The 22,661-nt window shown below is 68.8% G+C and carries 21 protein-coding genes; 10 read left to right on the forward strand and 11 right to left on the reverse strand.

The genetic code is table 11. The features are described from left to right. Positions 1-195 precede the first annotated feature (195 nt). A complete protein-coding gene (locus GSI01S_RS14720; protein WP_006897389.1) occupies positions 196-1,713 on the forward strand; it encodes an MFS transporter in 1,518 nt (505 codons plus the stop codon). A gap of 85 nt (positions 1,714-1,798) precedes the next feature. Here the strand turns inward: GSI01S_RS14720 and GSI01S_RS20175 are convergent, their stop codons facing one another. Then, positions 1,799-1,969, reverse strand: a complete 171-nt coding sequence (locus GSI01S_RS20175; RefSeq protein WP_006897390.1) for a hypothetical protein — start codon at positions 1,967-1,969, stop codon at positions 1,799-1,801. A gap of 227 nt (positions 1,970-2,196) precedes the next feature. Between GSI01S_RS20175 and leuA the strand changes: the two genes are divergently transcribed. After that, on the forward strand, positions 2,197-4,044 hold the full coding sequence (leuA, locus tag GSI01S_RS14725) for a 2-isopropylmalate synthase (RefSeq protein WP_006897391.1): 1,848 nt from the start codon (positions 2,197-2,199) through the stop codon (positions 4,042-4,044). A 103-nt stretch (positions 4,045-4,147) separates the two neighbouring features. On the opposite strand, the gene GSI01S_RS14730 is transcribed toward leuA, so the two are convergent. Together GSI01S_RS14730 and GSI01S_RS14735 are read right to left on the reverse strand one after the other, a co-directional pair. After that, positions 4,148-5,647: an Ig-like domain-containing protein gene (locus GSI01S_RS14730; RefSeq protein WP_006897392.1), complete on the reverse strand. Its 1,500-nt coding sequence runs from the start codon at positions 5,645-5,647 to the stop codon at positions 4,148-4,150. A gap of 291 nt (positions 5,648-5,938) precedes the next feature. Then, positions 5,939-6,916, reverse strand: a complete 978-nt coding sequence (locus GSI01S_RS14735; RefSeq protein WP_006897393.1) for a helix-turn-helix transcriptional regulator — start codon at positions 6,914-6,916, stop codon at positions 5,939-5,941. 129 nt (positions 6,917-7,045) lie between these two features. Here GSI01S_RS14735 and GSI01S_RS14740 point away from each other — a divergent pair, with 129 nt between their 5' ends. Continuing rightward, positions 7,046-8,500 (forward strand): MFS transporter, encoded by a 1,455-nt coding sequence (locus tag GSI01S_RS14740; RefSeq protein ID WP_006897394.1) that lies wholly within the window; start codon positions 7,046-7,048, stop codon positions 8,498-8,500. A gap of 52 nt (positions 8,501-8,552) precedes the next feature. Here the strand turns inward: GSI01S_RS14740 and GSI01S_RS14745 are convergent, their stop codons facing one another. Then, positions 8,553-9,590 (reverse strand): alpha/beta hydrolase, encoded by a 1,038-nt coding sequence (locus tag GSI01S_RS14745; protein ID WP_006897395.1) that lies wholly within the window; start codon positions 9,588-9,590, stop codon positions 8,553-8,555. Positions 9,591-9,714: 124 nt separating this feature from the next. On the opposite strand from GSI01S_RS14745, the gene GSI01S_RS14750 reads away from it, so the two are divergent. The 5 genes from GSI01S_RS14750 (at position 9,715) to GSI01S_RS14770 (ending at position 14,200) form a co-directional block, all read left to right on the forward strand. Next, positions 9,715-10,149 carry a MarR family winged helix-turn-helix transcriptional regulator gene (locus GSI01S_RS14750; RefSeq protein WP_006897396.1) on the forward strand — a complete coding sequence of 145 codons (435 nt, stop codon included), beginning with the start codon at positions 9,715-9,717 and terminating at the stop codon, positions 10,147-10,149. A 27-nt stretch (positions 10,150-10,176) separates the two neighbouring features. Continuing rightward, on the forward strand, positions 10,177-10,737 hold the full coding sequence (locus tag GSI01S_RS14755; protein ID WP_006897397.1) for an isochorismatase family protein: 561 nt from the start codon (positions 10,177-10,179) through the stop codon (positions 10,735-10,737). Beyond that, positions 10,734-12,116 carry an MFS transporter gene (locus GSI01S_RS14760; RefSeq protein ID WP_006897398.1) on the forward strand — a complete coding sequence of 461 codons (1,383 nt, stop codon included), beginning with the start codon at positions 10,734-10,736 and terminating at the stop codon, positions 12,114-12,116. The genes GSI01S_RS14755 and GSI01S_RS14760 overlap by 4 nt, the downstream gene beginning before the upstream one ends. Before the next feature lie 69 nt (positions 12,117-12,185). Next, positions 12,186-13,490 carry a MurT ligase domain-containing protein gene (locus GSI01S_RS14765; RefSeq protein WP_006897399.1) on the forward strand — a complete coding sequence of 435 codons (1,305 nt, stop codon included), beginning with the start codon at positions 12,186-12,188 and terminating at the stop codon, positions 13,488-13,490. After that, entirely contained in the window at positions 13,487-14,200 is a 714-nt protein-coding gene (locus tag GSI01S_RS14770; protein ID WP_006897400.1) for a type 1 glutamine amidotransferase, read from the forward strand. Before GSI01S_RS14765 ends, GSI01S_RS14770 begins: the two co-directional genes overlap by 4 nt. Here the strand turns inward: GSI01S_RS14770 and GSI01S_RS14775 are convergent. From GSI01S_RS14775 to GSI01S_RS14800, 6 genes are all read right to left on the reverse strand, one after another. Continuing rightward, positions 14,197-14,784 carry a uridine kinase family protein gene (locus GSI01S_RS14775; RefSeq protein ID WP_006897401.1) on the reverse strand — a complete coding sequence of 196 codons (588 nt, stop codon included), beginning with the start codon at positions 14,782-14,784 and terminating at the stop codon, positions 14,197-14,199. The genes GSI01S_RS14770 and GSI01S_RS14775 overlap by 4 nt on opposite strands. A 3-nt stretch (positions 14,785-14,787) precedes the next feature. After that, positions 14,788-15,399 carry a recombination mediator RecR gene (recR, locus tag GSI01S_RS14780; RefSeq protein WP_006897402.1) on the reverse strand — a complete coding sequence of 204 codons (612 nt, stop codon included), beginning with the start codon at positions 15,397-15,399 and terminating at the stop codon, positions 14,788-14,790. Positions 15,400-15,410: 11 nt separating this feature from the next. Continuing rightward, positions 15,411-15,767: a YbaB/EbfC family nucleoid-associated protein gene (locus GSI01S_RS14785; RefSeq protein ID WP_006897403.1), complete on the reverse strand. Its 357-nt coding sequence runs from the start codon at positions 15,765-15,767 to the stop codon at positions 15,411-15,413. Beyond that, positions 15,760-16,122 carry a hypothetical protein gene (locus GSI01S_RS14790; protein ID WP_039867793.1) on the reverse strand — a complete coding sequence of 121 codons (363 nt, stop codon included), beginning with the start codon at positions 16,120-16,122 and terminating at the stop codon, positions 15,760-15,762. Before GSI01S_RS14790 ends, GSI01S_RS14785 begins: the two co-directional genes overlap by 8 nt. Before the next feature lie 40 nt (positions 16,123-16,162). After that, positions 16,163-17,029, reverse strand: coding sequence for a pseudouridine synthase (locus tag GSI01S_RS14795; RefSeq protein ID WP_006897405.1), 867 nt, complete (start codon positions 17,027-17,029; stop codon positions 16,163-16,165). 67 nt (positions 17,030-17,096) lie between these two features. Then, complete coding sequence (locus GSI01S_RS14800; protein WP_006897406.1) at positions 17,097-17,534, reverse strand: SRPBCC family protein; 438 nt, start codon at positions 17,532-17,534, stop codon at positions 17,097-17,099. An 84-nt stretch (positions 17,535-17,618) separates the two neighbouring features. On the opposite strand from GSI01S_RS14800, the gene GSI01S_RS14805 reads away from it, so the two are divergent. After that, complete coding sequence (locus GSI01S_RS14805; protein WP_006897407.1) at positions 17,619-19,040, forward strand: FAD-binding oxidoreductase; 1,422 nt, start codon at positions 17,619-17,621, stop codon at positions 19,038-19,040. Then, positions 19,037-20,305 (forward strand): class I SAM-dependent methyltransferase, encoded by a 1,269-nt coding sequence (locus GSI01S_RS14810; protein WP_006897408.1) that lies wholly within the window; start codon positions 19,037-19,039, stop codon positions 20,303-20,305. Before GSI01S_RS14805 ends, GSI01S_RS14810 begins: the two co-directional genes overlap by 4 nt. A gap of 85 nt (positions 20,306-20,390) precedes the next feature. Here GSI01S_RS14810 and GSI01S_RS14815 read toward each other — a convergent pair whose 3' ends face one another. Next, a complete protein-coding gene (locus tag GSI01S_RS14815; RefSeq protein ID WP_006897409.1) occupies positions 20,391-22,646 on the reverse strand; it encodes a DNA polymerase III subunit gamma and tau in 2,256 nt (751 codons plus the stop codon). Positions 22,647-22,661 lie beyond the last annotated feature (15 nt).

Consider the following 22,661-nt stretch of genomic DNA (forward strand, 5'->3'; position numbering starts at 1 on the left):
CCTCCACAGCCCGTTGTACTCCACCCGGGCCCGTCGCGGTCCGCGACCGAATCACCGGTGTGCTTCTGATGTCAATCGGCCGGAAACGAGGTCGCTGACCACCGCATATCCGGCGTAGCCTGAACGGGCCGCGGTCGCGCTTGCATCGCCGGCCGCGCACGCGATCCACACTTCACAGATCTGGAGCCCGCACGCATGCCCTCGGTCCCGCCGCCCACCGGCACCGCACCCGCGGCCGATCGGAAGACATGGTTCGGGCTGGCGGTTCTGATGCTTCCGGTGCTGCTGGTCTCGATGGACTTCTCAGTGCTGTACCTGGCGATGCCGACGATCACCGCGGCGCTCGACCCGTCGGCCACACAGCAGTTGTGGATCCTCGACATCTACGGGTTCCTGATCGCCGGGCTGCTCATCACGATGGGCAACCTCGGCGATCGGATCGGGCGACGGCGGATTCTGCTGTGCGGCGCGGGTGTCTTCGGCGGTGCGTCGGTGCTCGCCGCGTTCTCGCCCGGTGCCGGGGCTTTGATCGCGGCCCGCGCGTTGATGGGCGTGGGAGGTGCGACGCTGATGCCCGCGAGCCTCGCGCTGATCGCCAACATGTTCAAGCGCAGTCACGAACGCGCCCGCGCCATCGGGGTGTGGACCTCGGCCTTCGCCGGCGGTGCCGCCATCGGCCCGGTTCTCGGAGGCCTTCTGCTGCACCACTATTGGTGGGGAGTGGTGTTCCTGATCAACGTGCCGGTGCTCGCGGTGCTCTTCGCGGCGGGGCCGTTCGTCCTCCCCGAGTACCGATCGGCCCGCACCGGTCGGTTCGACGTCGTCGGTGTCGCGCTGTCACTGCTCGGCATCCTCCCCGCCGTCTACGCGGTCAAGGCGCTCGCGACCGAGGGGGTCTCGCCGCTTGCGGCGACGGCGGGTCTGGTCGGCATCGCGATGTTCGCAGTATTCCTCCGCCACGAGGCGCGCACGCGCGATCCCCTGCTGGACTTGAACCTGTTCCGCAACCCCACGGTGAGCGTGTGCCTCGCCATCGCGCTGGTGGGAATGATGGCCGAGGGCGGCGTCGCCTATCTCTCGAACGTCTATCTCCAGTCGGTGCTGGGCCACGACGTTCTGGCCGCGGCGCTCGCCGGACTCCCGATGGCGGTGACGATCGCCGTCTTCTCCGTCGTCGCCGATCGCATCGCCCGACTGGTCGGAAAGCGGTACGCCCTGGCCGGCTCGCTGGTGGTCGCCGCGACGGCGAATCTCGGATTCATCGCACTGGGCACCACGTCGTCGCTGTTGGTGTACATGGCCCTGAGCGCTCTCGCCGGAATCGGATACGGTGTGCAGTTCTCGCTGGTGACCGACGTGGTGGTCGGCGCCGTGCCGCCGGAGCAGTCCGGTGCCGCGTCGGGCATCTCGGAGACCTGTTTCGAACTGGGAACCGCCCTCGGCCTGGCTCTCTTCGGCTCGCTGGCCACCGCGGTCTTCCTGTCCCGCGGCGGCGACAGCGGGGTGACGGGATCGCTCGGTGAGACCCTCGTCCGCGCCGACGCCATGAGCACCGGCGGAGACGCCCTGGCAACGGCCGCGCGAGAGGCCTTCGTCGACGGACTGCACGCGACCACACTGGTGAGCGGACTGCTGCTCGCGGTGTTGAGCATCGTCACCGTCCTCGCGATGCGCCGCAGCGAGCACCGCGCCGAAGCAGTCGTCGAGGTGTGACGACGAAGACGCGGGCCCCGACGTCCACAGTCGAGACCCGCGCCCTGCCGCAGGAATGCGCCTACTCGGCGCATCCGTTCACGGATCAGCGGTGCCAGAGAATCTCTTGCCCGAGAACCGCATTCACACCCATGGCGAATCCGTCCCACACCGGCAGCCAGACGCTGTTGTAGAAATCGGACTGTGCGAAGGCGACCCCGAGGTCGCCGATGATCGGCACCTCATGCCACTGCACGCTTCCGCTGCTGCTGCCCATCTCGTCTCCATTCCTCTAAAGAATTTGTAAACAAGGTGATCCTAACCTAACTTTTCGTGATGGCAACCGGCCCCGGCATCGCCGGACTCAAGTGCTATCGTTGATGTCATGCAGCGTGCACTCCTCCTCGGTTGCCGCGGCGGGGTCTGATCCGACCGGCCCTCCGTCGCGGGGCCTCTTCACGCGCCGGTCAAAACCCCTTCTTTTGATCAGGAGATTGACCCCTCATGGCACCAGCAGACGCTTTCACCTCCGGTCCGAGCCGCATCGTCGAGCCCAACGGACCCATCCCGGACGGCCAGCCCAGCTGGAACCCGCAACGCAATTCGGCGATGCCCGTCCACCGCTACCGCAGCTTCGCCGATGAGGTCGAGAAGATCGCGCTGCCCGACCGCACTTGGCCCGACAAGGTGATCGACCGGGCACCGATGTGGTGCGCCGTCGATCTGCGCGACGGCAACCAGGCTCTGATCGATCCGATGAGCCCGGCCCGCAAACGACGCATGTTCGATCTGTTGGTCCGCATGGGCTACAAGGAGATCGAGGTGGGCTTCCCCTCCGCGAGCCAGACCGACTTCGACTTCGTCCGCGAGATCATCGACGAGGGCGCCATCCCCGACGACGTGACCATCCAGGTGCTGACCCAGGCCCGTCCGGAACTGATCGCCCGCACCTACGAGGCCTGCGCCGGCGCGCAGAACGTGATCGTCCACTTCTACAACTCCACGTCGGTCCTGCAGCGCCGCGTCGTATTCCGCGCCGACAAGGCCGCGATCACCAAGATCGCCACCGACGCGGCCGAACTGTGCCTGGCCGAGGAGCAGAAGTACCCCGACACCAACTGGCGCTACGAGTACTCCCCCGAGAGCTACACGGGCACCGAGTTGAGCTACGCCAAGGAGGTCTGCGACGCCGTCTCCGAGGTGATCGCCCCGACCCCCGACAAGCCGTTGATCATCAACCTGCCCGCGACCGTCGAGATGACGACGCCCAACGTGTACGCGGACTCCATCGAATGGATGCACCGGAATCTGGCGCGCCGTGACTCGATCATCTTGAGCCTGCACCCGCACAACGACCGCGGCGAGGGCGTCGCGGCCGCCGAACTGGGTTACATGGCGGGCGCGGACCGGATCGAGGGCTGCCTGTTCGGCAACGGCGAGCGCACCGGCAACGTCTGCCTGGTGACTCTCGGCATGAACCTGTTCAGCCGCGGTGTCGACCCGCAGATCAACTTCTCGGACATCGACGAGATCCGCCGGACCGTCGAGTACTGCAACCAGCTGAACGTTCCCGAGCGGCACCCGTACGGCGGCGACCTGGTCTACACCGCGTTCTCCGGCAGCCATCAGGACGCCATCAACAAGGGCCTCGACCAGATGAAGGTCGACGCCGACGAAGCCGACAAGGACGTCGACGACATCTTGTGGCAGGTCCCTTACCTGCCCATCGACCCGAAGGACGTGGGCCGCAACTACGAGGCCGTGATCCGGGTGAACAGCCAGTCCGGCAAGGGCGGCGTCACGTACATCATGAAGGCCGACCACGGACTGGATCTGCCGCGTCGACTGCAGATCGAGTTCAGCCGCGAGATCCAGAAGATCACCGACGGCGAGGGCGGCGAGGTGAACCCGAAGGCGATGTGGGACGTGTTCTCCCGCGAGTACCTGGAGCCCGTGAAGCCACTCGAGCGGGTGCGGCAGCAGGTTTCGGCCGCCGAGACCGACGACGGCGAGGACTCGGTGACCGCGACGGTTCTCGTCGACGGCACCGAGAAGGAGATCTCCGGATCGGGCAACGGTCCGCTGGCCGCTTTCGTCGACGCACTGTCGACCATCGGGTACGACGTCCGGGTCCTCGACTACTCGGAGCACGCGATGACGGCCGGCGGCGATGCCGAGGCCGCGAGCTACGTCGAGGCGGAGATCAACGGCGAGACGGTATGGGGCGTCGGCATCGCCTCGTCGATCACGACCGCGAGCCTGCGCGCCGTCGTCTCCGCGGTGAACCGGGCCTTCCGCACCGAGACGCCGGCCGAGACCGCCGCCGAGGGCGCCCGCACGTGGGCTCCCTGACGCGCCCGCGTCGCAGCCGAACCGAGCACTGAACCCCGAACGCACCGAACCCCGCGAGCCGAAGCTCGCGGGGTTCGGTGCGTTCACGCCCGGTGCCCGGCTGTCAGAAGAGTCCTCGGACGAGGTCGGAGACGACACCGCCGCCCAGACTGCCGCTGCTGCTGCCGAGGCTTCCGTCGCCGTCGGGAATTCCGGGAGTCGGAGGATCGGCGTCGTCATTCACCGAGACGATGACCGGACCGGAGATAGCACCGGAATGGCCCGCCGTGCCGCTGTAGACCGCGGTGACGGTGAAGTCGCCGGCGGCCGCGAACGCGTGCTGCAGCTTCGCCGCACCGCCGGAGACCGTCACGGGCCCGCCGACGTCGTCGCCGTTGACCTTGAACTGCACTGTCCCGCCGGTCAGGTCGGCCGGCGTCAGCTCCGCCTTGAGCTCCACTGCGGCACCCGGTTTCGCGGTCGCGGGAGCGATCACCTTCACGCTGGTCTCCGTCTCGCTCGGCTCGGGATCGGAGACCTTGATGGTCTTGGCCGCCGACGTCGAGCCGGAGAACCCGGCCGCACCCGAGAACACCGCGGTGACCTCCTTGTCCCCGGCCGAGGCGAACGAATGCTTCAGCACGGCCGCACCGCCGGAGACAGCCACCGGAGCACCCAGATTCGCTCCATCAGCCTTGAACTGCACAGTGCCCCCACCCGGATTCGGTGACACCGACGCCGACAACGTCACCTCGTCACCGGTCGTCGCGGCGCCCGGCACCGACAAGGTGGTCACCGTGTCCTCATCCACCGGCGCGGCATCCACGCGAATGGTGGCGAGCGGACCGGCGCCGGCATTGGTCGGGCCACCGTCACTGTCGCGCGGCGAGCAACGGGTCGGGGCCCACTGAGTACCGAACAGACTGGCCTTCGCCAACTGTGTACTGAAGTTCTCGTTCGCGTTCTGGTTCGCGGCGTTACCCGCGATCCGCACGGTGGGTTCGATGACGCCGGCGGTGCCCGCCTTCAGCGTCACGTCGATCGCCGGCATGCGGAACCACGTCTCACCGCTCGAATTGGTGGTGCCGTCGAGGTTCTTCTTCGTCTTCGGGATGACGATGCCGCCCTCGCTGTTCGTGCTCGACGTAGGGCTGTTCGCGATGACCTGGTTGTTGCCCGACAGCCTGATGACCGAGCCCGTCGGGCTCACATTCCCGCTGTTGTCGACCAGCAGAACATTCGGCGCCACGCCACTGAGGCCGACGGACGATCCCGCCACCACATCGGCGCTGACGAAGGTGGAGTTCGCCGGGACGGCGAAGTCGTACTTCAAACGCGACAGGTTGGTGGTGGTGGCACCGGAATCCTTGTCGGGGAACGAGGACGGGTTCGGCTGAATCCGGATCGTGAACTTCTCGCCCTCGGAGACCGACTCCGGAGCGTCGACGGTGATCGTGTTGCCGACAGGCTTCTTGACCGTCACGATCGAACTCGCCACGCAGATCGACTGGAAGGTGGTGTCGGTCGTCGCCGCCGAGGCCGGCGCGTCGACGACCACCATCGCTCCGGCTAGAAGTACCGATCCGCTCGCCACGGCGAGCACTCGGCTGGTGGACAGTCTCATTCAAGAATCCTTCACTGGGATGATTGACAACGTTCGTAGGACAGGTATGTCAGGAAAGCCGTGGCCGGGAATCGCGAAACGTGACCAGAGGCACAAAAGTCCTCTTTACCGGCGGGTCGTCGTCCGAATAGACGACAGAACTGGTCAATACAGTGCGAGTGCGAACACCGAATCCGCCGCCGTGGCTCGCCGGTGGGACGTACGGCCTGACGATCAGTCACGAGGTCGATTACGAGATCTCACCGCGAGGCGCCGCGTACCTGGATTGGCTCACAGCTCGCTGACCGGAAGCTATCGCTCCGACAGGTACAGCGCCCGAGCCTCCCGCACGTTGCGTCCACGCAACGCGCGCACGACGTCGGCCGGAACCTCGACGAACTCGTAGTCGGCGTCCAGTCCGCCGAGCGCCAGCGCGATCCACCCCGGATCGTCGGTCTGCATGGTGACCAGGCAGCCGTCGGGGTGCTCGGTGACCTCCGACCACCGGCCGATGCGGCCGCGCACCGCCTCCGGCTCGGCGTGAACCACGGCGCGCACCTGGAGTTGGTCCCGGCCTCCGCGCAGGCTCTCACGCACATAGGCCGCGGGGTCGCCGCCCGGCACCGCACGCGGCGCGAACCGCCGCTTCTGCGGTTGAGCAGCGCTGAGCCGGTCGAGCCGGAACGTGCGCCAGTCCTGACGATCGAGGTCGTACGCGAGCAGGTACCACCGGCGACCGACGGGAATCAACCGCAGCGGCTCGGTGCGGCGAGTGCCGGACGCACGTCCGGCCCGCGGTGCGGGCGCGTAATCGAAGGTGAGCTCCGTCGCGTCCCGGCACGCCAATGCCACTGTCGTCAGGGTCTCGGCGTCCACGGCCGGCGCCTGCTGTTCGCCGGGGAGCAACACGCTCATGGCCCGCAGCGCATCCGCACGCCGGCGCAGCCGAGGCGGCAACACCTGCATCACCTTGGCCAGCGCCCGCACCGAGGCCTCCGCCATACCGGCGGCCGAACCGTGCGCGGCCGTCCGCAGCGCACTCACGATCGCGACGGCCTCCTCCTCGTCCACCACCAGCGGCGGCAGCGACCCGCCGGGAGCCAGTTGGTATCCGCCGCCGCTGCCCCGCACCGACTGCACCGGATAGCCGAGATCCCGAAGCCGTTCGACGTCGCGGCGCACGGTCCGCTCGGTGGTCTCCAGACGGTCGGCCAGTTCCACCGCCGACCACAGGCGGTGCGCTTGGAGCAGCGCCAGCAGCTTCAGCGTCCGCGTCGTCGTATCGGCCATGACTGCATCATGCCCCAAACAACGGACAGAAACTGACCGGATTATCCGCCGCTCTTCCGGACGGGAATCGTCCGCAATGGTTCGTAGCGTCATCGGTGCAACAGACCCCCATCACCACAGGAGTTCCCGATGACCGTCACAGCCGAGCCCCCTCCCCCGGCAACCGCGTCCACGAGGAGTCCGGACAGTCCGCCGATCGTCGGGAGCGCCCGGACCGTCGCCTTGGTATGCCTGTTGGCGGCGTCGTTCATGGAGTTGATGGACGCCACGGTCGTCAACGTCGCACTGCGGACGATGAGCGCCGATCTCGGCGCGTCGCCGACCGCGATGTCGTGGATCGTCGCGGGCTATCCGCTCGCCTACGCGACCGGGCTCGTGCTCGGGGCCCGTCTGGGAGATCGGTTCGGTCGACGCCGACTGTTCCTCATCGGTCTCGTCGCCTTCGGCGTCACCTCACTGGCCTGCGGTCTCGCCGACACGCCGACGCAACTCGTCGTGTTCCGGATCCTGCAGGGTGCCGCGGCGGCACTGATGATCCCGCAGGTGCTGACCAACATCCAGGTGCTCTATCCACCCGCCGAACGCGGCCGCGCGATGGGACTGTTCACCTCCGTCATCGGGATCGCCGCCGTGGCCGGTCCGGTGCTGGGCGCCGTCATCACCTCGGGCGACTGGTTCGGACTCTCGTGGCGGCCGGTGTTCCTCATCAACGTCCCGGTGGCGCTGCTCGCCCTGGTCGCGGCGCGCGTCTTCATCCCGGAGACTTACGCTTCCCGTCCCGCGCCCATCACGCCGATCTCCGCGGCGCTGCTCGGCGGTTCACTGGCAGCGCTGATGGCGCCGGTCACACTGGGACCGGAGAATGATTGGCCCGCTTGGGGATTCGTCATGATGGCGGCGGGCGCCGCCGGCCTGGCACTCTTCGCTCGGCGGCAGGTCATCACTGCTCGCGCAGGCGGGGAGCCGCTGGTTCCGCCCGCGGTGTTCCGGACTCGTTCGTTCACCGCGGGGCTGACCGCGTTCACCGCACTGAGCATCCCGACCGGCGGGTACTTCCTCGTCCAGTCGCTGCACGTCCAGGCCGCGCACGGCTGGTCGGTCCTGCACACCGGCCTGATGTGGGTGCCGTTCTCGATCGCCGTACCCGTCTTCGCAGGTCTGTCCGCGACTGTCCTGGCCGCCCGATTCGGCAAGCACGTCCTGCAGGGCGGAGCGTGGGTGTTCATCGTCGGGATGACGTCCATGATCGTCGCCGACCGCTCGGCCCATCCGGCCCTGTGGTTCACCGTCGCACTCATCGTCGCAGGCGCTGGTTTCGGACTCATCGTCGGGGCCGCCGGCCTGCTGGTTCTGAACGACGTGCCGGTCGGGCTCGCCGGCGCGGCGTCCGGCGTGTTCAACACCGTGCAGGCACTGTCGGTGGCGACGGGTGCGGCGGTGATCGGCACGGTGTACTCGTCGGTGTCGACCGCATACGGCCTCGCCACCGGCTACCGGGTCTCGTTCCTGGTGATGATCGGACTGGTCGCGGTCGGTGCAGCGGCCGCCCAACTGATGCCGAAGCCCGTGCGGATCGCGGTGTAGCGGCCCAGGCGGGGCGAGGACGTCCGCCCGGCGGGAGCGCCGGGCGGACCCTCTATCCGGCCGAGGCGACCGCCTTCGCCACAGCCTCGCCCATCCGCCGGACGGTGGCCTGCGCGTCCGGGCTCAGCAGCGCCATATTCGCGAATCCGTGGATCATCGTCCCGGCGCGCTCCACGGTCACCGGGACGCCGGCCTGTTCGAGCGCAGCCGCGTACTCGAGGCCTTCGTCCCGCAGCGGGTCGAACCCGGCGACCACCACGTGGGCGGGCGACAACCCGGAGAGATCTTCGGCAAGCAATGGCGAGACCCGAGGATCGGACAGTTGGTCGCGCGAAGCCAGGTAGGTGTCGCAGAAGTAGTCGATCTGTTCCTCGGTGAGGTAGTAGCCGGTGGAGAACTCATGGACCGACGGCCGCTTCCGCGACATGTCGACCACCGGATAGATCAGCAATTGCAGACACGGGGTGATCTCCTCGCCACGCACCTGCTGTGCGACGACCGCAGCGAGATTGCCTCCCGCGGAATCACCGGCCACCGCGATCTGCCGCGGATCGACGCCCCAGTCCGGCGCCTTCTCGACGGCGTAGCGCCAAGCCGCCACGGAGTCGTCGACCGCCGCCGGGAAGAGGTGCTCGGGGGCCAACCGGTAATCCACCGACAGCACGTCGGCGCCCGAGGCGATCGCGAGCGCCCGGACCACCGAGTCGTGGCTGGCCCGGCTGCCCAGGACGAACCCGCCGCCGTGATAGAAGACGATCAGTCCTCGACCCTTGCCCTCGAGGCTGTATCGCGTGACGGGCACGCCTCCGGCGTCGGTGTCGATCACCAGATCCTCTTCGACGGCGAACGGCTCGAAGGCCTCCGCCATCATCGCGCTGTGATAGTCCATCGACTGCCGTGATCGGGAGACCAGATCGCCGACCAGCGCCAACGATGGAATGTAGGCCGCCGCGGTCACGACCAGTGCGAGCATCGGGTCGAGACGATCACCGTCGCCGTTCACCGTCGTCAGGCGGCTCATCGCCTTCCGCACGGCTGCGGGCAGTTTGGCCGACGCCTTGAGCGCGGTCCGCTGGATCTTGAATGACATGGGCAGTTCGACTGCTGTTGCGCGACTCACAGTGCAGAACTTATCACCGTCAACTCATCGGGTCACCCCTCAGATAAGAACAGTTGACTGTGCAGTTAGCTGTCTAATTGCTAGAGTTGCACTCATGGTCCAGCACTCGTCCGCCGAAGTCGGAAACCGTCTGCGCGCAACGATCGCCGAGCTGAACCGGAAACTGAGGGCCAATTCGTCGGTCCTGGACCTCACCCGTTCGCAGTCGGCCGTGATCGGCTACCTCGATCGCCACGGCGCCTGTTCCACAGCCGATCTCGCCCGTGCGCACGGTATGCGTCAGCAGTCGATGGCCGCGATCGTCGCCGCCCTCACCGACGCCGGCCTGGTGGTCGGCTCCCCCGATCCGACCGATCGCCGCCGCACCTTGCTCGCCCTCTCCGAGAATGCCCGCACGGAACTGACCACCGGACGGCTCCAGCGAGCGGACTGGCTCGCGCACGCCGTCGACGCGGCCCTCACTCCGGACGAGGTGGCCCGCCTGGCCGATGCGATCGAGTTGCTCGGCCGCATCGCGGACCAGCCCTGAAACACCTCCGCTCACGAAAGGATCACCATGCCTGTCACCGCAGTCGACCGCGACGCCGCCCTGATCGTCATCGACCTCCAGAAGGGGCTGTCGGACCGCGACCTCGCACCGCACAGCTTCGCGGACGTGGTCGAGCGTTCCGCGGCGCTGACCGACGCGTTCAGCGCGCGAGGGCTGCCGGTGGTCATCGTCACCGTCGACGCCGTGCCGCCCGGCCGCACCGACCTCTCCGGCCCGCCCATGGAGTTCCCCTCCGACTGGAGCGACTCGGTAGCACCCTTCTCCGACGCCCCGGACGCGTGGCGCGTCACGAAGCGGTCGCCGGGCGCCTTCACCGAGACGCCCCTGCACCGACTGCTGCGCGAGCGTGGCGTCACCCAGGTGGTGGTGGTCGGCGTGTCGACGTCGATCGGCGTCGAGATGACCGCGCGGCAGGCCTACGAGCTCGGATACAACGTCACCGTCGCCCTCGACGCCTGCTCGGACAGCGAAGGGTCGCGGCACGCCTACAGCGCCGCCTCCGTCCTGCCGAAGGTCGCCGAGACGGGATCGGCCGCGGACGTCATCGCTGCGCTGACCCGGGCGTGAGAACCGACACCGACCGCCGCCTCGACGCCCATCCGTTCGGCATCGGATTCACCGCGCCGCTGATCCTGGCGTCAGTCCTCAACCCGATCAACAGCTCGCTGATCGCGACCGCGATGGTGGGCATCGGCGTCGACTTCCACCGCGGCCCCGCCGACACCGCGATCCTGATCTCGGTGCTCTATCTGTGCAGCGCCGTCGCCCAGCCCACCATGGGCAAGCTGGGCCCGCTGTTCGGCGAGCGGCGCGTGATGATCGCGGGGATCGGGCTCGTGCTGACCGCCGGCGTCATCGGCGCAGCGGGCTGGTCGTTCGGGGCGCTGGTGGCCTCCCGCGCACTGCTCGGCGTCGGCACCTCCGCCGCGTATCCGATGGCGATGTCGCTGATCCGCAAGCGGTCGGACGCCGCCGGCGTCGGAGTGCCCAGCCGGATCCTAGGCGTCTTCTCGATCACCGGACAGGTGATCGCGATGGTCGGACTGCCGATCGGCGGCGTCCTCACCGGCGTCTTCGGCTGGCGAGCGGTGTTCTTCATCAATGTTCCCGCCGCCCTCGCCGCTCTGCTCCTGGTGCTCACCGGTGTGCCGAAGGACACCGTGGCCTGGCCGACCGACCTGCGTCGGACTCTGACCGCCGTCGACCCTCTGGGCATCGTGGCGTTCGCCGTGGCGATCGTCAGCGCACTCCAGTTCATCGACTCGCCCAGCGCGTCGACGTGGTGGCTCGCGGCGGTGACCGTGGCGGCGACCGCCGTCCTCATCGGATGGGAACGCCGGTTCTCGACTCCGTTGATCGACGTCCGGATGCTGGTGTCGAACCGCCCGCTGATCCGCACCTATCTGCGGCAGACGCTCGCCTCGCTCGGCATGTACACGACCATGTACGGCGTGAGCCAGTGGATGGAGGACGCGGCCGGCTACCGGCCGACGCAGGTCGGCATGCTCCTCGCTCCGATGTCGGCGACGAGTATCGTCGTCGCCGCCGTCTGTTCCCGGCGCAGCACCGTCCGCAGCCCGCTGATCGCGACCGGCATGGCGTTCTGCGCGGCCGGAGCCGTGATGCTCGCGCTGCGCCACGACGCCCCGGTCTGGGCGATCCTCGCCATGTCGCTGCTGGTCGGTCTGGCGAACGGCCTGAACAGCTTCGCCAACCAGGCGGCCCTCTTCATGCAGTCCCCGGCCGACCAGGTGGGCGTCGCATCCGGCCTGTACCGGACCTTCGCGTACATCGGCGCCATCACCTCCGCGGGCCTGATCGCCGCGGCGTTCGGCAGTCGGGCCACCGACGCCGGGTTCCACGTCGTCGGATGGGCCACCATGGCGATCGGCCTGTGCGCGGCGACCCTGACATTGACCGACCGCACGCTGCCGCGACACGCGTGAGCTGGGCTGTCACCGCCCTCACAGTCGGCGCCGGGCGATCGTGCTCCCCGGATATGGGAAACTCGTGGAATGTCGGAAGCCCGCCGCATCCCTGACCGTCCGCGCCCGCCCGTCCGCACTCGCGTGGCACTCACCGCCGCTGCCGCGGCCCGCTGGGCCTCGCGTGCCGCCGGCCGTGGGAAGGGCTCGATGATCGGCGGCCTCGTCGCTGAGAAGATCGATCCGCGCATCATGCTCCGGCTCGCCGCCGGCCGCGAGATCGCGCTGATCACCGGAACCAACGGCAAGTCGACGACCACCCGCATGACCGCCGCCGCCCTCGCCGGGCTCGGTGAAGTGGCGACCCAGGCCGACGGCGCCAACATGGACGCGGGCATCATCGCGACGCTCAGCCTCCAGCCCGACGCCCCGGTCGCCGCGCTGGAAGTGGACGAACTGCACGTGGCCCACGTCGCCGACAACACGTCGCCGCGTGTGTTCACCCTGTTGAACCTCTCCCGCGACCAGCTCGACCGCGTCGGCGAGATCAACATCATCGAGCAGAGTCTGCGCGGGGGAATCGCCCGCCACCCGGACGCGGTGGTGGTCGCGAACTGCGACGACGTGCTCGTCACCTCGGCGGCCTTCGACGCTCCGAACGTGGTGTGGGTGGCCGCGGGGGCCGGCTGGGTGGGCGACTCGGTGAGCTGCCCGCGGTCGGGAGAGCCGATCGTGCGCCACGGTGAGGACTGGTACTCGACCGGCGACGAGCGCTTCCGGCGCCCGGCCCCGCAGTGGTGGTTCGACGACGACAAGATCTACGGCCCGGACGGGTTCGTCGCACCGATGGCGTTGAAGGTGCCGGGCCGTGCCAATCGCGGCAACGCCACCCAGGCCGTCGCGACCGCCGTCGCGATGGGCGCCGACCCCGCGGACGCCGTCGCGGCCGTCGGCACCGTCGGCGAAGTGGCCGGCCGATACGGGACCGTGCAGCTGGGCGACCATCGGATCAGGACCCTGCTGGCGAAGAATCCGGCCGGCTGGCAGGAGGCCCTGGCGATGATCGACACCGACGCCGACAGTCTGGTGATCGCGGTGAACGGGCAGGTCCCCGACGGGGAAGACCTCTCGTGGCTCTGGGACGTGCGCTTCGAAGAGTTCGAGCAGGTCGAGGTGGTCGCCTCGGGCGAGCGCGCCGCCGACCTCTCGGTGCGTCTGCTGTACGCGGGCGCCGAGCACACGGTGACCGACGATCCGTTCGCGGCGATCGCCGCCTGTCCACCGGGCCGAGTGGAAGTGCTCGCCAACTACACCGCATTCCGCGACCTCGGCGTCGCACTGGAACGCGCCGGAGCCCGGCCGGTCGAGAACACTGTGGAGGACAACGCCCGATGAGCGAATCGACCCTGCGGATCGGTCTGGTGCTTCCCGATGTGATGGGCACCTACGGCGACGGCGGAAACGCCCTCGTCCTGCGACAGCGTGCGCGCATGAGAGCCATCGACGCCGAGATCGTCTCGATCACGCTCGACGACGAGGTACCCGAGTCGCTCGACGTCTACACCCTCGGCGGCGCCGAGGATTACGCCCAGCGGCTCGCCACCCGTCATCTGCAGCGGTATCCGGGGCTGCAGCGCGCGGCGGACGCCGGACGCCCGGTGCTCGCGATCTGCGCGGCGATCCAAGTGCTGGGTCACTGGTACGAGACCGCTGCGGGCGAGCGCGTCGCGGGGATCAGCATGCTCGACCTCACCACCTCTCCGAGGCAGTCCCGGGCGATCGGCGAGCTCGTGACCGCACCGATCATCGACGGTCTCAGCCAACCGCTCTCCGGGTTCGAGAACCACCGCGGCGCGACCTCCCTGGGCGCCGCGGCCGCACCGCTGGGCCGGGTCCGCCGCGGTGTCGGCAACGGCGCCGGCGCCGGCGTGGAAGGCGCCGTGCAAGGCAGTGTCGTCAGCACCTACATGCACGGCCCGGTCCTCGCACGGAATCCCGAACTGGCCGACTATCTGCTGTCGAAGGCGGTCGGCACGGAACTGGAGCCTCTCGACCTGCCGCAGGTGGACCGGCTGCGCCGGGAACGGCTCGCCGCCGCTCGCTAACCGAGCACCCGGCACCTCGCCCGCGTGTCGTCGACCGCGAACCAGCCCTCCTCGAAGTCCTGCCACCGGGCCAGATGATCGCGTTCGGCCTCGCCGTCACGCTGCACGGTTCGGCGCAACCGGTCGGCGGCGGGAGGACCGTCGATCCAGAACCGATGCGTGAAACGATCGGCCGTGCAGCGCCGCGCCGACGTCACGCCCTCGACGATCAGAATCGGCTGCCACCGCATCCAGACCTCCGGCCCCACCTCCGGTCGGCCGTCCACCCAGACCCGGGGCCGATAGAAGTAGTCGTGACGCCGTTCGTAGGCGCGGATCACATCGTGAACCAGTTCCGGCCACCACGAGGCGGGGTCGTCCCACGTCGCGTAGTCGTCGGTGCTGACCAGCACTGAGGCGCGACCGCGCTCGGCGAGCGCACGGACGAGCTGGGCTGCGAACGTGCTCTTGCCCGCCCCCGACGGACCGTCGATCGCCACCATGGCGTCGGTCAGCCCTCCGCGGACCGCGATCTCGTCGGCCAGCCACGCCCAGTCCTGCGGTGAGGGATCGCGCTCCGCCGGTGGAAGGTGGTCGTCGGCCAACGCTCAGACCAGGATGCGCCGACCGGACAGCGCGCGGCCGAGGGTCAGTTCGTCGGCGAACTCGAGGTCGCCGCCCATCGGAAGTCCCGACGCCAGACGGGTCACGGACAGCCCGGGGAAGTCTTTGAGCATGCGCAGCAGATATGTCGCCGTCGCCTCGCCCTCGGTGTTGGGATCGGTCGCGACGATGATCTCGGAGACGTCCTGGCCGTCGGGCTGGTCGCCCAGACGACGCAGCAGTTCGCGGATCCGGAGCTGGTCGGGGCCGATGCCGGACAGCGGGTCGAGCGCACCGCCGAGGACGTGGTAGCGGCCGTCGAACTCCTTGGTCCGCTCGATCGCGTAGATGTCCTTCGGCTCCTCGACCACGCAGATCTTCGTGACGTCCCGGCGGGGGTCGCCGCAGATGCGGCACAGCCGATCGGCGGCGACGTTGCCGCACTCGACGCAGAAGGTGACGTCGTCGCGAACGTGTCCGAGGGCGGCGATCAGCCGGTCGATCTCCACGTTCTCGCCCGCGAGCAGGTGGAAGGCGATCCGCTGAGCACCCTTGGGACCCAGCCCGGGAAGTTTCGCGAGCTGGTCGATCAGATCCTGGATCGGGCCTTCGTACATGCGCCAGTCCGTCAGCCCAGGCCGGGCAGTCCGCCGCCCGCCAGCGGCCCCATCTTCTCCGCGACCAGGGCATCGCGCTGAGCCACGAAGTCGGCGAACGCACCGACGATCAGATCCTGCAACGTCTCGACGTCCGCGGGATCGACCACCTCCGGCGAGATCTCGACGGCGGAGACCGTCCCGGCGCCGTCGCCGGTCACCGTCACCAGTCCGTTGCCCGCCGACCCCACCACCGACGTCGCGGAGATCTCCGCGTGCGCCGTCTCCATCTGGGTCTGCATCTGCTGAACCTGGGCCATCAGCCCGGCCATCGGGTTGTCGCCGCCGGCGCCGCCGAACAGCGCACTGGGGTCGAATGCGTCAGTCACGACTCCCAGGGTAGTCGCCGGGACCGGCCAGGAGACGCTCGACGTGTTCGGCGAGTTCGGCAACCGTGGTGCCCGAACCCGGTACCACGCGGAACGACAGCACCTCGTCGCCGAAGAGTCGAGCCGCTCGCGGTGCGAGCGCGAACTCGAAACGGTCGTCACCGACACGGCGCCACTGCACGACGCCCCCGTACACCGGGGCGCTCGCGCCCGTGGTCACACAGTATTCACCGGCCCGGGGACCACCGGGAAGATCGCGCAGCAACTGGAAGCAGGCGTCCGAGTCCTCGTCGAGGAACACCACACCCTCGCAGCCGAGGTCCGGGTGCCGTTCGAAGGATCCGATGATCGCCACGACCGCGAGGATACGCGCCGGAGACCCCTGCGCTCGCCGCTCAGCGGGCGGTGCGGAACTCCCGGCGCTCACCGCTGAACGGATCGGTGAACTCCAGTGCCGCGGCGACGAGCCGGAGGGGCCGGGAGAAGTCACCGCGATCCGGTGCGGCCGCCAGGTCGGCGTCGACCTCGGGGTACAGCGGATCGCCGACGATCGGGACGCCGAGCTGAGCCATGTGCATCCTGAGCTGGTGGGTGCGGCCGGTGTGCGGCGCCAGGCGGTATTCGGCCAGCCCGTCGCCGAGCCGGGTCGACAGTTCGATGTCGCTGATCGCGTTCACCTCGCCCTCGACGACGCGGGCACGCAGGTCGCCCGCGGTCTTGACGATCCGGTTCTCGATCCGCACGCCGCCGGCCAGAGCGTCGTCCGCCGGCGCGATCGCCCGATACTCTTTGCGAACGCGTCGCTGCGCGAAGAGTTCCTGATACGCGGCCCGCACCTCGCGGCGGCGCGTGAACAGCAGCACGCCCGCCGTCAACCGGTCGAGCCGGTGTGCCGGGGCCACGTCGTCGGAGCCGAGTTCGCGACGCAACCGCACCAGCGCCGTCTGCGCCACATGCGCTCCGCGCGGCATCGTGGCGAGGAAGTGCGGTTTGTCGACCACCACGAGATCGTCGTCCAGGTGCAGGATCGGCATGTCGAAGGGCACCGGCGGCTCCCGCGGCGGGTCGCGGTACAGGTACACCGGAACCGGTCGGAGCACCGGCGCATCGAGATCGACCGGACGGCCGTCGGCGTCGACCAGTTCACCGGTGCGCGACCGCAACTCCAGATCGGCCGCAGTGACGCCGGTCAGGACCGGAGCCGCGAGGAGAGCCTCACGCACCGACCACCCGCCGGGGCCGTCCGGCAGACGCAGAACCACCCGGGTGGCATCGATGCCGTCCCGGGCGGTCAGCGGTTTGACGCGGCGGCGTCCCCTGCGGCTCAGCTCAGCTCTCGAGACGCTGCTTGAGATTGGTGAGAAGGGCCGTCTGGATGCGGTTGAGTCCCTTCGGGGCGAAGGTCTTCTCGAAGAACCCGCCGATGCCGCCCGCGCCCTTCCAACTCGTCGTGGTCTCGACGCGCGAGCCGGTGCCCTCGGCAGTGACGCGGTAGGTGGTGACCATCGTCGAATTGCGATCGGTCTCGGTGATCGTGTCGCCCGCGACCGTCACGTCGGCCAGCACGTCGCGCTTGCGCTTCTCGGTGGCCTGCAGAATCCAGTGGACCACCGTTCCCGAACCGTTGCCGCCCTCGTCGACGCGATAGTCGCGGTAGTTCTCGGGAAGAATGCCCTCGCGCACGTTCGCGTAGTCGGCCAGGGCCGCACTGACGGCCTCGGGAGCTGCGTTGATCTGGATTGCTGCGCTGGCTGTTACCTGTCCCACGTCGGAAGGCTCCTTCTGAACTCGTCTTGGGTCCGATTCACTTCGTTCACCGTACGGCGATCAGGCTACGGTAGGAATGTGGCTTTGAACGCATCCGAGTACGACGATGCCGCCTTCGCGCGCGGCAAGCAGAAACTTCTCGACAGCTACCGAGCTATCCCCGACGGCGCCACTGTGCGACTGGCGAAGAAGACGTCGAATCTGTTCCGCAAGAGGGCCGAGACGTCCGCTCCGGGTCTCGACGTCTCCGAACTGCATCGCGTGATCTCGGTCGATCCCGAGGAACAGACCGCGCAGGTCGCGGGGATGTGCACCTACGAGGACCTCGTGGATGCGACTCTGCCGTACGGACTCGTGCCCCTGGTGGTCCCGCAGCTCAAGACGATCACCCTCGGCGGCGCCGTCACCGGGCTCGGTATCGAGAGCACCTCGTTCCGCAACGGTCTCCCGCACGAGTCGGTGCTCGAGATGGAGATCCTGACCGGATCGGGCGAACTGATCGTCGCGACACCCGACAACGAGCACCGCGACCTGTTCTTCGGATTCCCCAATTCCTATGGGACGCTTGGGTATTCGGTCCGACTCAAGATCAGGCTCGAACCGGTTCCGCCCTTCGTCGAGTTGCGTCACGTTCGCGTGCACAGCACCCGCGAGCTCCAGGATCTGCTCGACCGGGTCGCGACCGACCGCGAATACCGCGGCGAGCGCGTCGACTATCTCGACGGGGTCATCTTCACCTCCGACGAGGCGTACGCCGTGCTCGGACGGCAGACCGACGAGCCCGGCCCGGTGAGCGACTACACCGACGCGAACATCTTCTACCGATCCATCCAGCACGACGGCGCCGAACCCAAACGCGATCGGCTGACCATCCGTGACTATCTCTGGCGCTGGGACACCGACTGGTTCTGGTGCTCCCGCGCATTCGGTGCCCAGAATCCGCGCATCCGCCGGTTCTGGCCCGCCAAGTACCTGCGCAGCAGCTTCTACTGGAAGCTGATCGGATACGACCAGCGGTGGAACATCGGCGACAAGCTGAACGCCGTCAAAGGTCTGCCGCCCACCGAGCGGGTGGTTCAGGACATCGAGGTCCCGATCGAGCGAACGGCCGATTTCGTCGACTGGTTCCTGGACGAGATCCCGATCGAACCGATCTGGCTCTGTCCGCTCAAACTGGCCGAGCCGTCGCCGATCGCCGTCGCCGGCGACGACGAGACCGTCCAGCCGTGGACCCTGTATCCGTTGGAGCGCGGGAAGTTCTACGTCAACATCGGGTTCTGGTCCGGGGTGCCCGTCACCCCCGGCCGGCCCGGGCACACCAACCGGATCATCGAGCAGAAAGTCAGCGAGCTGGGCGGACACAAGTCCCTCTACTCCGAATCCTTCTACGGCCCGGAAGAATTCGACGACCTCTACGGCGGCGAGGCGTACGACGATCTCAAGCGTCGCTACGATCCCCGCGGCCGTCTGCTCGGCCTTTACGAGAAAGCGGTGAAACGCGCATGAAGCTGGCCCAGATCTTCGAAACCCTCGTCGGCGACGATCTCGCCGTACGGATCACGGCATACGACGGCAGCACCGCGGGCCCCGAGGACGCCGAGTACGGACTGAATCTCAAGACCTCGCGCGGCACCACGTACCTCGTGACGGCGCCCGGCGACCTCGGGCTCGCCCGGGCCTACGTCTCCGGCGACCTCGAGCTGATCGGCGCGCATCCCGGCGACCCGTACAGCGCACTGCAGGCACTGGCCGCCGATCTGAAGTTCTCCAAGCCGAGCCCGCTGGAGATGGCTCAGGTGGCGAGGGCCATCGGGCTCGAGCATTTCAAGCTGATCCCGCCGCCCCCGCAGGAGAGCCTGCCCCGTTGGCGCCGGTTCGCCGAGGGGCTGCGACACAGCCGCGAGCGTGACGCCGAGGCCATCCACTACCACTACGACGTCTCGAACCGCTTCTACGAGCTGGTGCTCGGCGAATCGATGACCTACACCTGCGCGGTGTACCCGAACGCCGACGCCACCCTCGAGGAGGCGCAGGAGAACAAGTACCGGCTGATCTTCGACAAGCTGAACCTGCAGCCCGGCGACCGTCTCCTGGACATCGGCTGCGGCTGGGGCGGGATGGTCCGGTACGCCGCGCGCCAGGGCGTCCACGCACTGGGAGTGACCCTCTCCAGCGAGCAGGCCAAGTGGGCGCAGCAGGCGATCGAGGAGCAGGGGCTGTCGAAGTTCGCGGAGGTCCGCTTCAGCGACTACCGCGACGTCACCGAAACGGGTTTCGACGCCATCTCGTCGATCGGACTCACCGAGCACATCGGCGTCGCCAACTACCCGAAGTACTTCGGATTCATGCGCGACAAGGTCCGCACCGGCGGCCTCATCCTGAACCATTCGATCACCCGCCCCGACAACCGTTCGCGGAGCAAGGCCGGCCCGTTCATCGACCGGTATGTGTTCCCCGACGGCGAACTCACGGGATCGGGCACCATCATCTCGAAGATGCAGGACGTCTCGCGTCTCGAAGTGCTGCACGAGGAGAACTTCCGCCACCACTACGCGATGACGCTGCGCGACTGGAACGCCAACCTCGTCGCGAACTGGGACGAGGCGGTCGCCGAGGTCGGCGAAGGCACCGCCCGCCTGTGGGGGCTGTACATGGCGGGATGCCGCATCGGCTTCGAACGGGACATCGTGCAGCTGCACCACGTCCTGGCGACCAAGATGCAGCTCGACGGAACCACGAATCTGCCGCTGCGTCCCTGGTGGCAGCCGTAGGTCCGAGTTCGTGAACGAATCCCCGATTCGCCGTCCGGCCTGCGCGGCCGAGTAGTCGGCGGGTCGGGGATTCGTCTACTCGCGGCTACTCGACCGGCCGAGCGCCGAGCTCCGACTTGAGCAGTTCCAGGGCCACCTGGTCAGGGTCGAGACGGTCGTCCGGGGTCCCCGACTGGGCCTGCGCCACCATCTCGTCACGTTCGGCGTCGGTCAGCTCCTCGTCGGGCACCGGCGGCTCCGGTTCGGGTTCCTCCGGCGCGGGCGGCGGGGCCGGCTGCTCACCGTGCGTCTGCTCCGACCGTGGCCGACTCGGCCGGGTGTACGTCTGACGGCGGGGCTGTTCCCGTTCCGGGGTGCGCTGCGGGGTCGGCGCCGCCGCCGGTGCCGACCCGGGCTGGGCGTGCACGACGGCGACGCTGAAGCCCTCGCCGAAGACCTCGACCACCGCGGCGGTCAGGGCACGCAGTCCGCGATCGTCGGACAGGCGTCCCACCAGCGCGGGATGCGGATGTCCGAGCACCACCTGGGTGCCGTCGACCTGATGTACGAAAGCCGCCGAGAGCATCGCTTCGAGGACGGTGCTCTGCGTCCGCACAGCCGCACGGATATCCGGCCACCGAGCCGAGACTGCGTCCACCGTGAGTCCTGTCGGGGCCTGCGGTTCCGGTTCGGGAGCCGGTTCGGACGCGGGATCGGGCTGGTTCGGCTCGTCCGCCGGCGGGAGCTGATCGGCGTCCATCGGCGGTTCGGGCGGTGGCGGGATCTCCTCGTCCGCGGCGGAGCGCTGCACCTGTTCGCGCTGCGTGTGCTCGCGTCCGACGGGCTCGCGCTGCTGCGGCGGCTCCGGAGCCCGTGGATCAGACACCTCCGGCGGATGCGGAGCCGAGACCGCGGGCTCCTCGGCGCGCGGCGCCTCAGCGGACTCGGGGGCGGGAGTGCTGGGTTCGGGTGCGCTGGGTTCGGGAGCGCTGGGTTCGGGTGCGGGCGTGCTCGGCCGCGGAGCGGGAGGCTCAGGCGCGCGGGGCTCGGATGCCGGCGCAGGCGCACCGGCCGTGTCGACGGCCGCACGCGCTTCTTCGACGGCCTTGCGCTGCGAAGGCCGGACGAAGCGCGGCGCGGGCTCGTCCGCGGCGGGGGCGGCGGGAGCGTCCGTCACCGCGACGGGCACGGAGCCCGGGCCGGATGCTCCCGCGGGACGCCGTTCCAGTGTCTCGATTCGCTGCAGCAGCGCAGCGTCGTCGGCCGAGGCCGCAGGCAGAAGCAGACGGGCGCACATCACCTCCAGCAACAGTCGCGGCGACGTGGTACCGCGCATCTCGCCGAGCGCGGTGTGCGCCACCTCGGCGTACCTCGTCAGAGTCGCGGGCCCCAGTTCGGCCGCGGCCTCGCGCATCGCGGCCAGTTGATCCTCGGGGGCCTCCACCAGCCCGCGCTCGGTGGCGTCCGGCACCGCCTGCACCAGGATGAGGTCGCGGAAACGGTCGAGCAGATCGATCGCGAAGCGTCGCGGATCGTGCCCGGCGTCGACCACCCGCTCGACGACGCCGAACAACGCTGCGCCGTCGCCCGCCGCGAGGGCCTCCACCGCGGCGTCGATCAGCGCCGAGTCGGTGACACCGAGCAGGGCGAGCGCGCGGTCGTAGGTGACGCCCTCGTCACCCGCACCGGCGAGGAGCTGATCGAGGATGCTGAGGCTGTCGCGCGGGGAGCCGCCGCCGGCGCGAATCACCAGCGGATACACCTCGGGCGCCACCACCACGCCCTCCTTGGCGCAGATGTTCTCCAACAGACCGCGCATCACCGGCGGCGCGAGCAGACGGAACGGGTAGTGGTGCGTCCGCGACTTGATGGTCGTCAGCACCTTCTCCGGCTCGGTGGTCGCGAAGATGAAGATCAAGTGCTCCGGCGGCTCCTCGACGATCTTCAGGAGCGCGTTGAAGCCGGCCGACGACACCATGTGCGCCTCGTCGATGATGAAGACGCGATAGCGCGACTCGGCCGGCGCGTAGAACGCGCGGTCGCGGAGATCGCGGGTGTCGTCCACGCCGCCGTGGCTGGCCGCGTCGAGCTCCACCACGTCGAGATTGCCCGGTCCGCCGGGACCGAGCGAGACGCAGGACGAGCACGTGCCGCACGGGGTCGACGTCGGGCCCTGCTCACAGTTGAGTGAGCGGGCCAGGATGCGGGCCGACGAGGTCTTGCCGCAGCCGCGCGGACCGGAGAAGAGATAGGCGTGATTGATGCGGCCGGTATCGAGGGCTCGGCTCAGAGGCGCGGTGACGTGCTCCTGGCCGACGACTTCGGCGAAGGTTGCCGGGCGATAGGTGCGATAGAGAGCCACGACGCAAGACTACCG

It is taken from the genome of Gordonia sihwensis NBRC 108236, assembly GCF_000333035.1.
Lineage (GTDB): Bacteria > Actinomycetota > Actinomycetes > Mycobacteriales > Mycobacteriaceae > Gordonia > Gordonia sihwensis.

What these genes read in the sequence shown, in the direction of transcription:
- GSI01S_RS14720 (WP_006897389.1), top strand. Translation starts at nt 196, where the DNA reads ATGCCCTCGGTCCCGCCGCCCACCGGCACCGCACCCGCGGCCGATCGG.
- GSI01S_RS20175 (WP_006897390.1), bottom strand. Translation starts at nt 1,969, where the DNA reads ATGGGCAGCAGCAGCGGAAGCGTGCAGTGGCATGAGGTGCCGATCATC.
- leuA (WP_006897391.1), top strand. Translation starts at nt 2,197, where the DNA reads ATGGCACCAGCAGACGCTTTCACCTCCGGTCCGAGCCGCATCGTCGAG.
- GSI01S_RS14730 (WP_006897392.1), bottom strand. Translation starts at nt 5,647, where the DNA reads ATGAGACTGTCCACCAGCCGAGTGCTCGCCGTGGCGAGCGGATCGGTA.
- GSI01S_RS14735 (WP_006897393.1), bottom strand. Translation starts at nt 6,916, where the DNA reads ATGGCCGATACGACGACGCGGACGCTGAAGCTGCTGGCGCTGCTCCAA.
- GSI01S_RS14740 (WP_006897394.1), top strand. Translation starts at nt 7,046, where the DNA reads ATGACCGTCACAGCCGAGCCCCCTCCCCCGGCAACCGCGTCCACGAGG.
- GSI01S_RS14745 (WP_006897395.1), bottom strand. Translation starts at nt 9,590, where the DNA reads ATGTCATTCAAGATCCAGCGGACCGCGCTCAAGGCGTCGGCCAAACTG.
- GSI01S_RS14750 (WP_006897396.1), top strand. Translation starts at nt 9,715, where the DNA reads ATGGTCCAGCACTCGTCCGCCGAAGTCGGAAACCGTCTGCGCGCAACG.
- GSI01S_RS14755 (WP_006897397.1), top strand. Translation starts at nt 10,177, where the DNA reads ATGCCTGTCACCGCAGTCGACCGCGACGCCGCCCTGATCGTCATCGAC.
- GSI01S_RS14765 (WP_006897399.1), top strand. Translation starts at nt 12,186, where the DNA reads ATGTCGGAAGCCCGCCGCATCCCTGACCGTCCGCGCCCGCCCGTCCGC.
- GSI01S_RS14770 (WP_006897400.1), top strand. Translation starts at nt 13,487, where the DNA reads ATGAGCGAATCGACCCTGCGGATCGGTCTGGTGCTTCCCGATGTGATG.
- recR (WP_006897402.1), bottom strand. Translation starts at nt 15,399, where the DNA reads ATGTACGAAGGCCCGATCCAGGATCTGATCGACCAGCTCGCGAAACTT.
- GSI01S_RS14810 (WP_006897408.1), top strand. Translation starts at nt 19,037, where the DNA reads ATGAAGCTGGCCCAGATCTTCGAAACCCTCGTCGGCGACGATCTCGCC.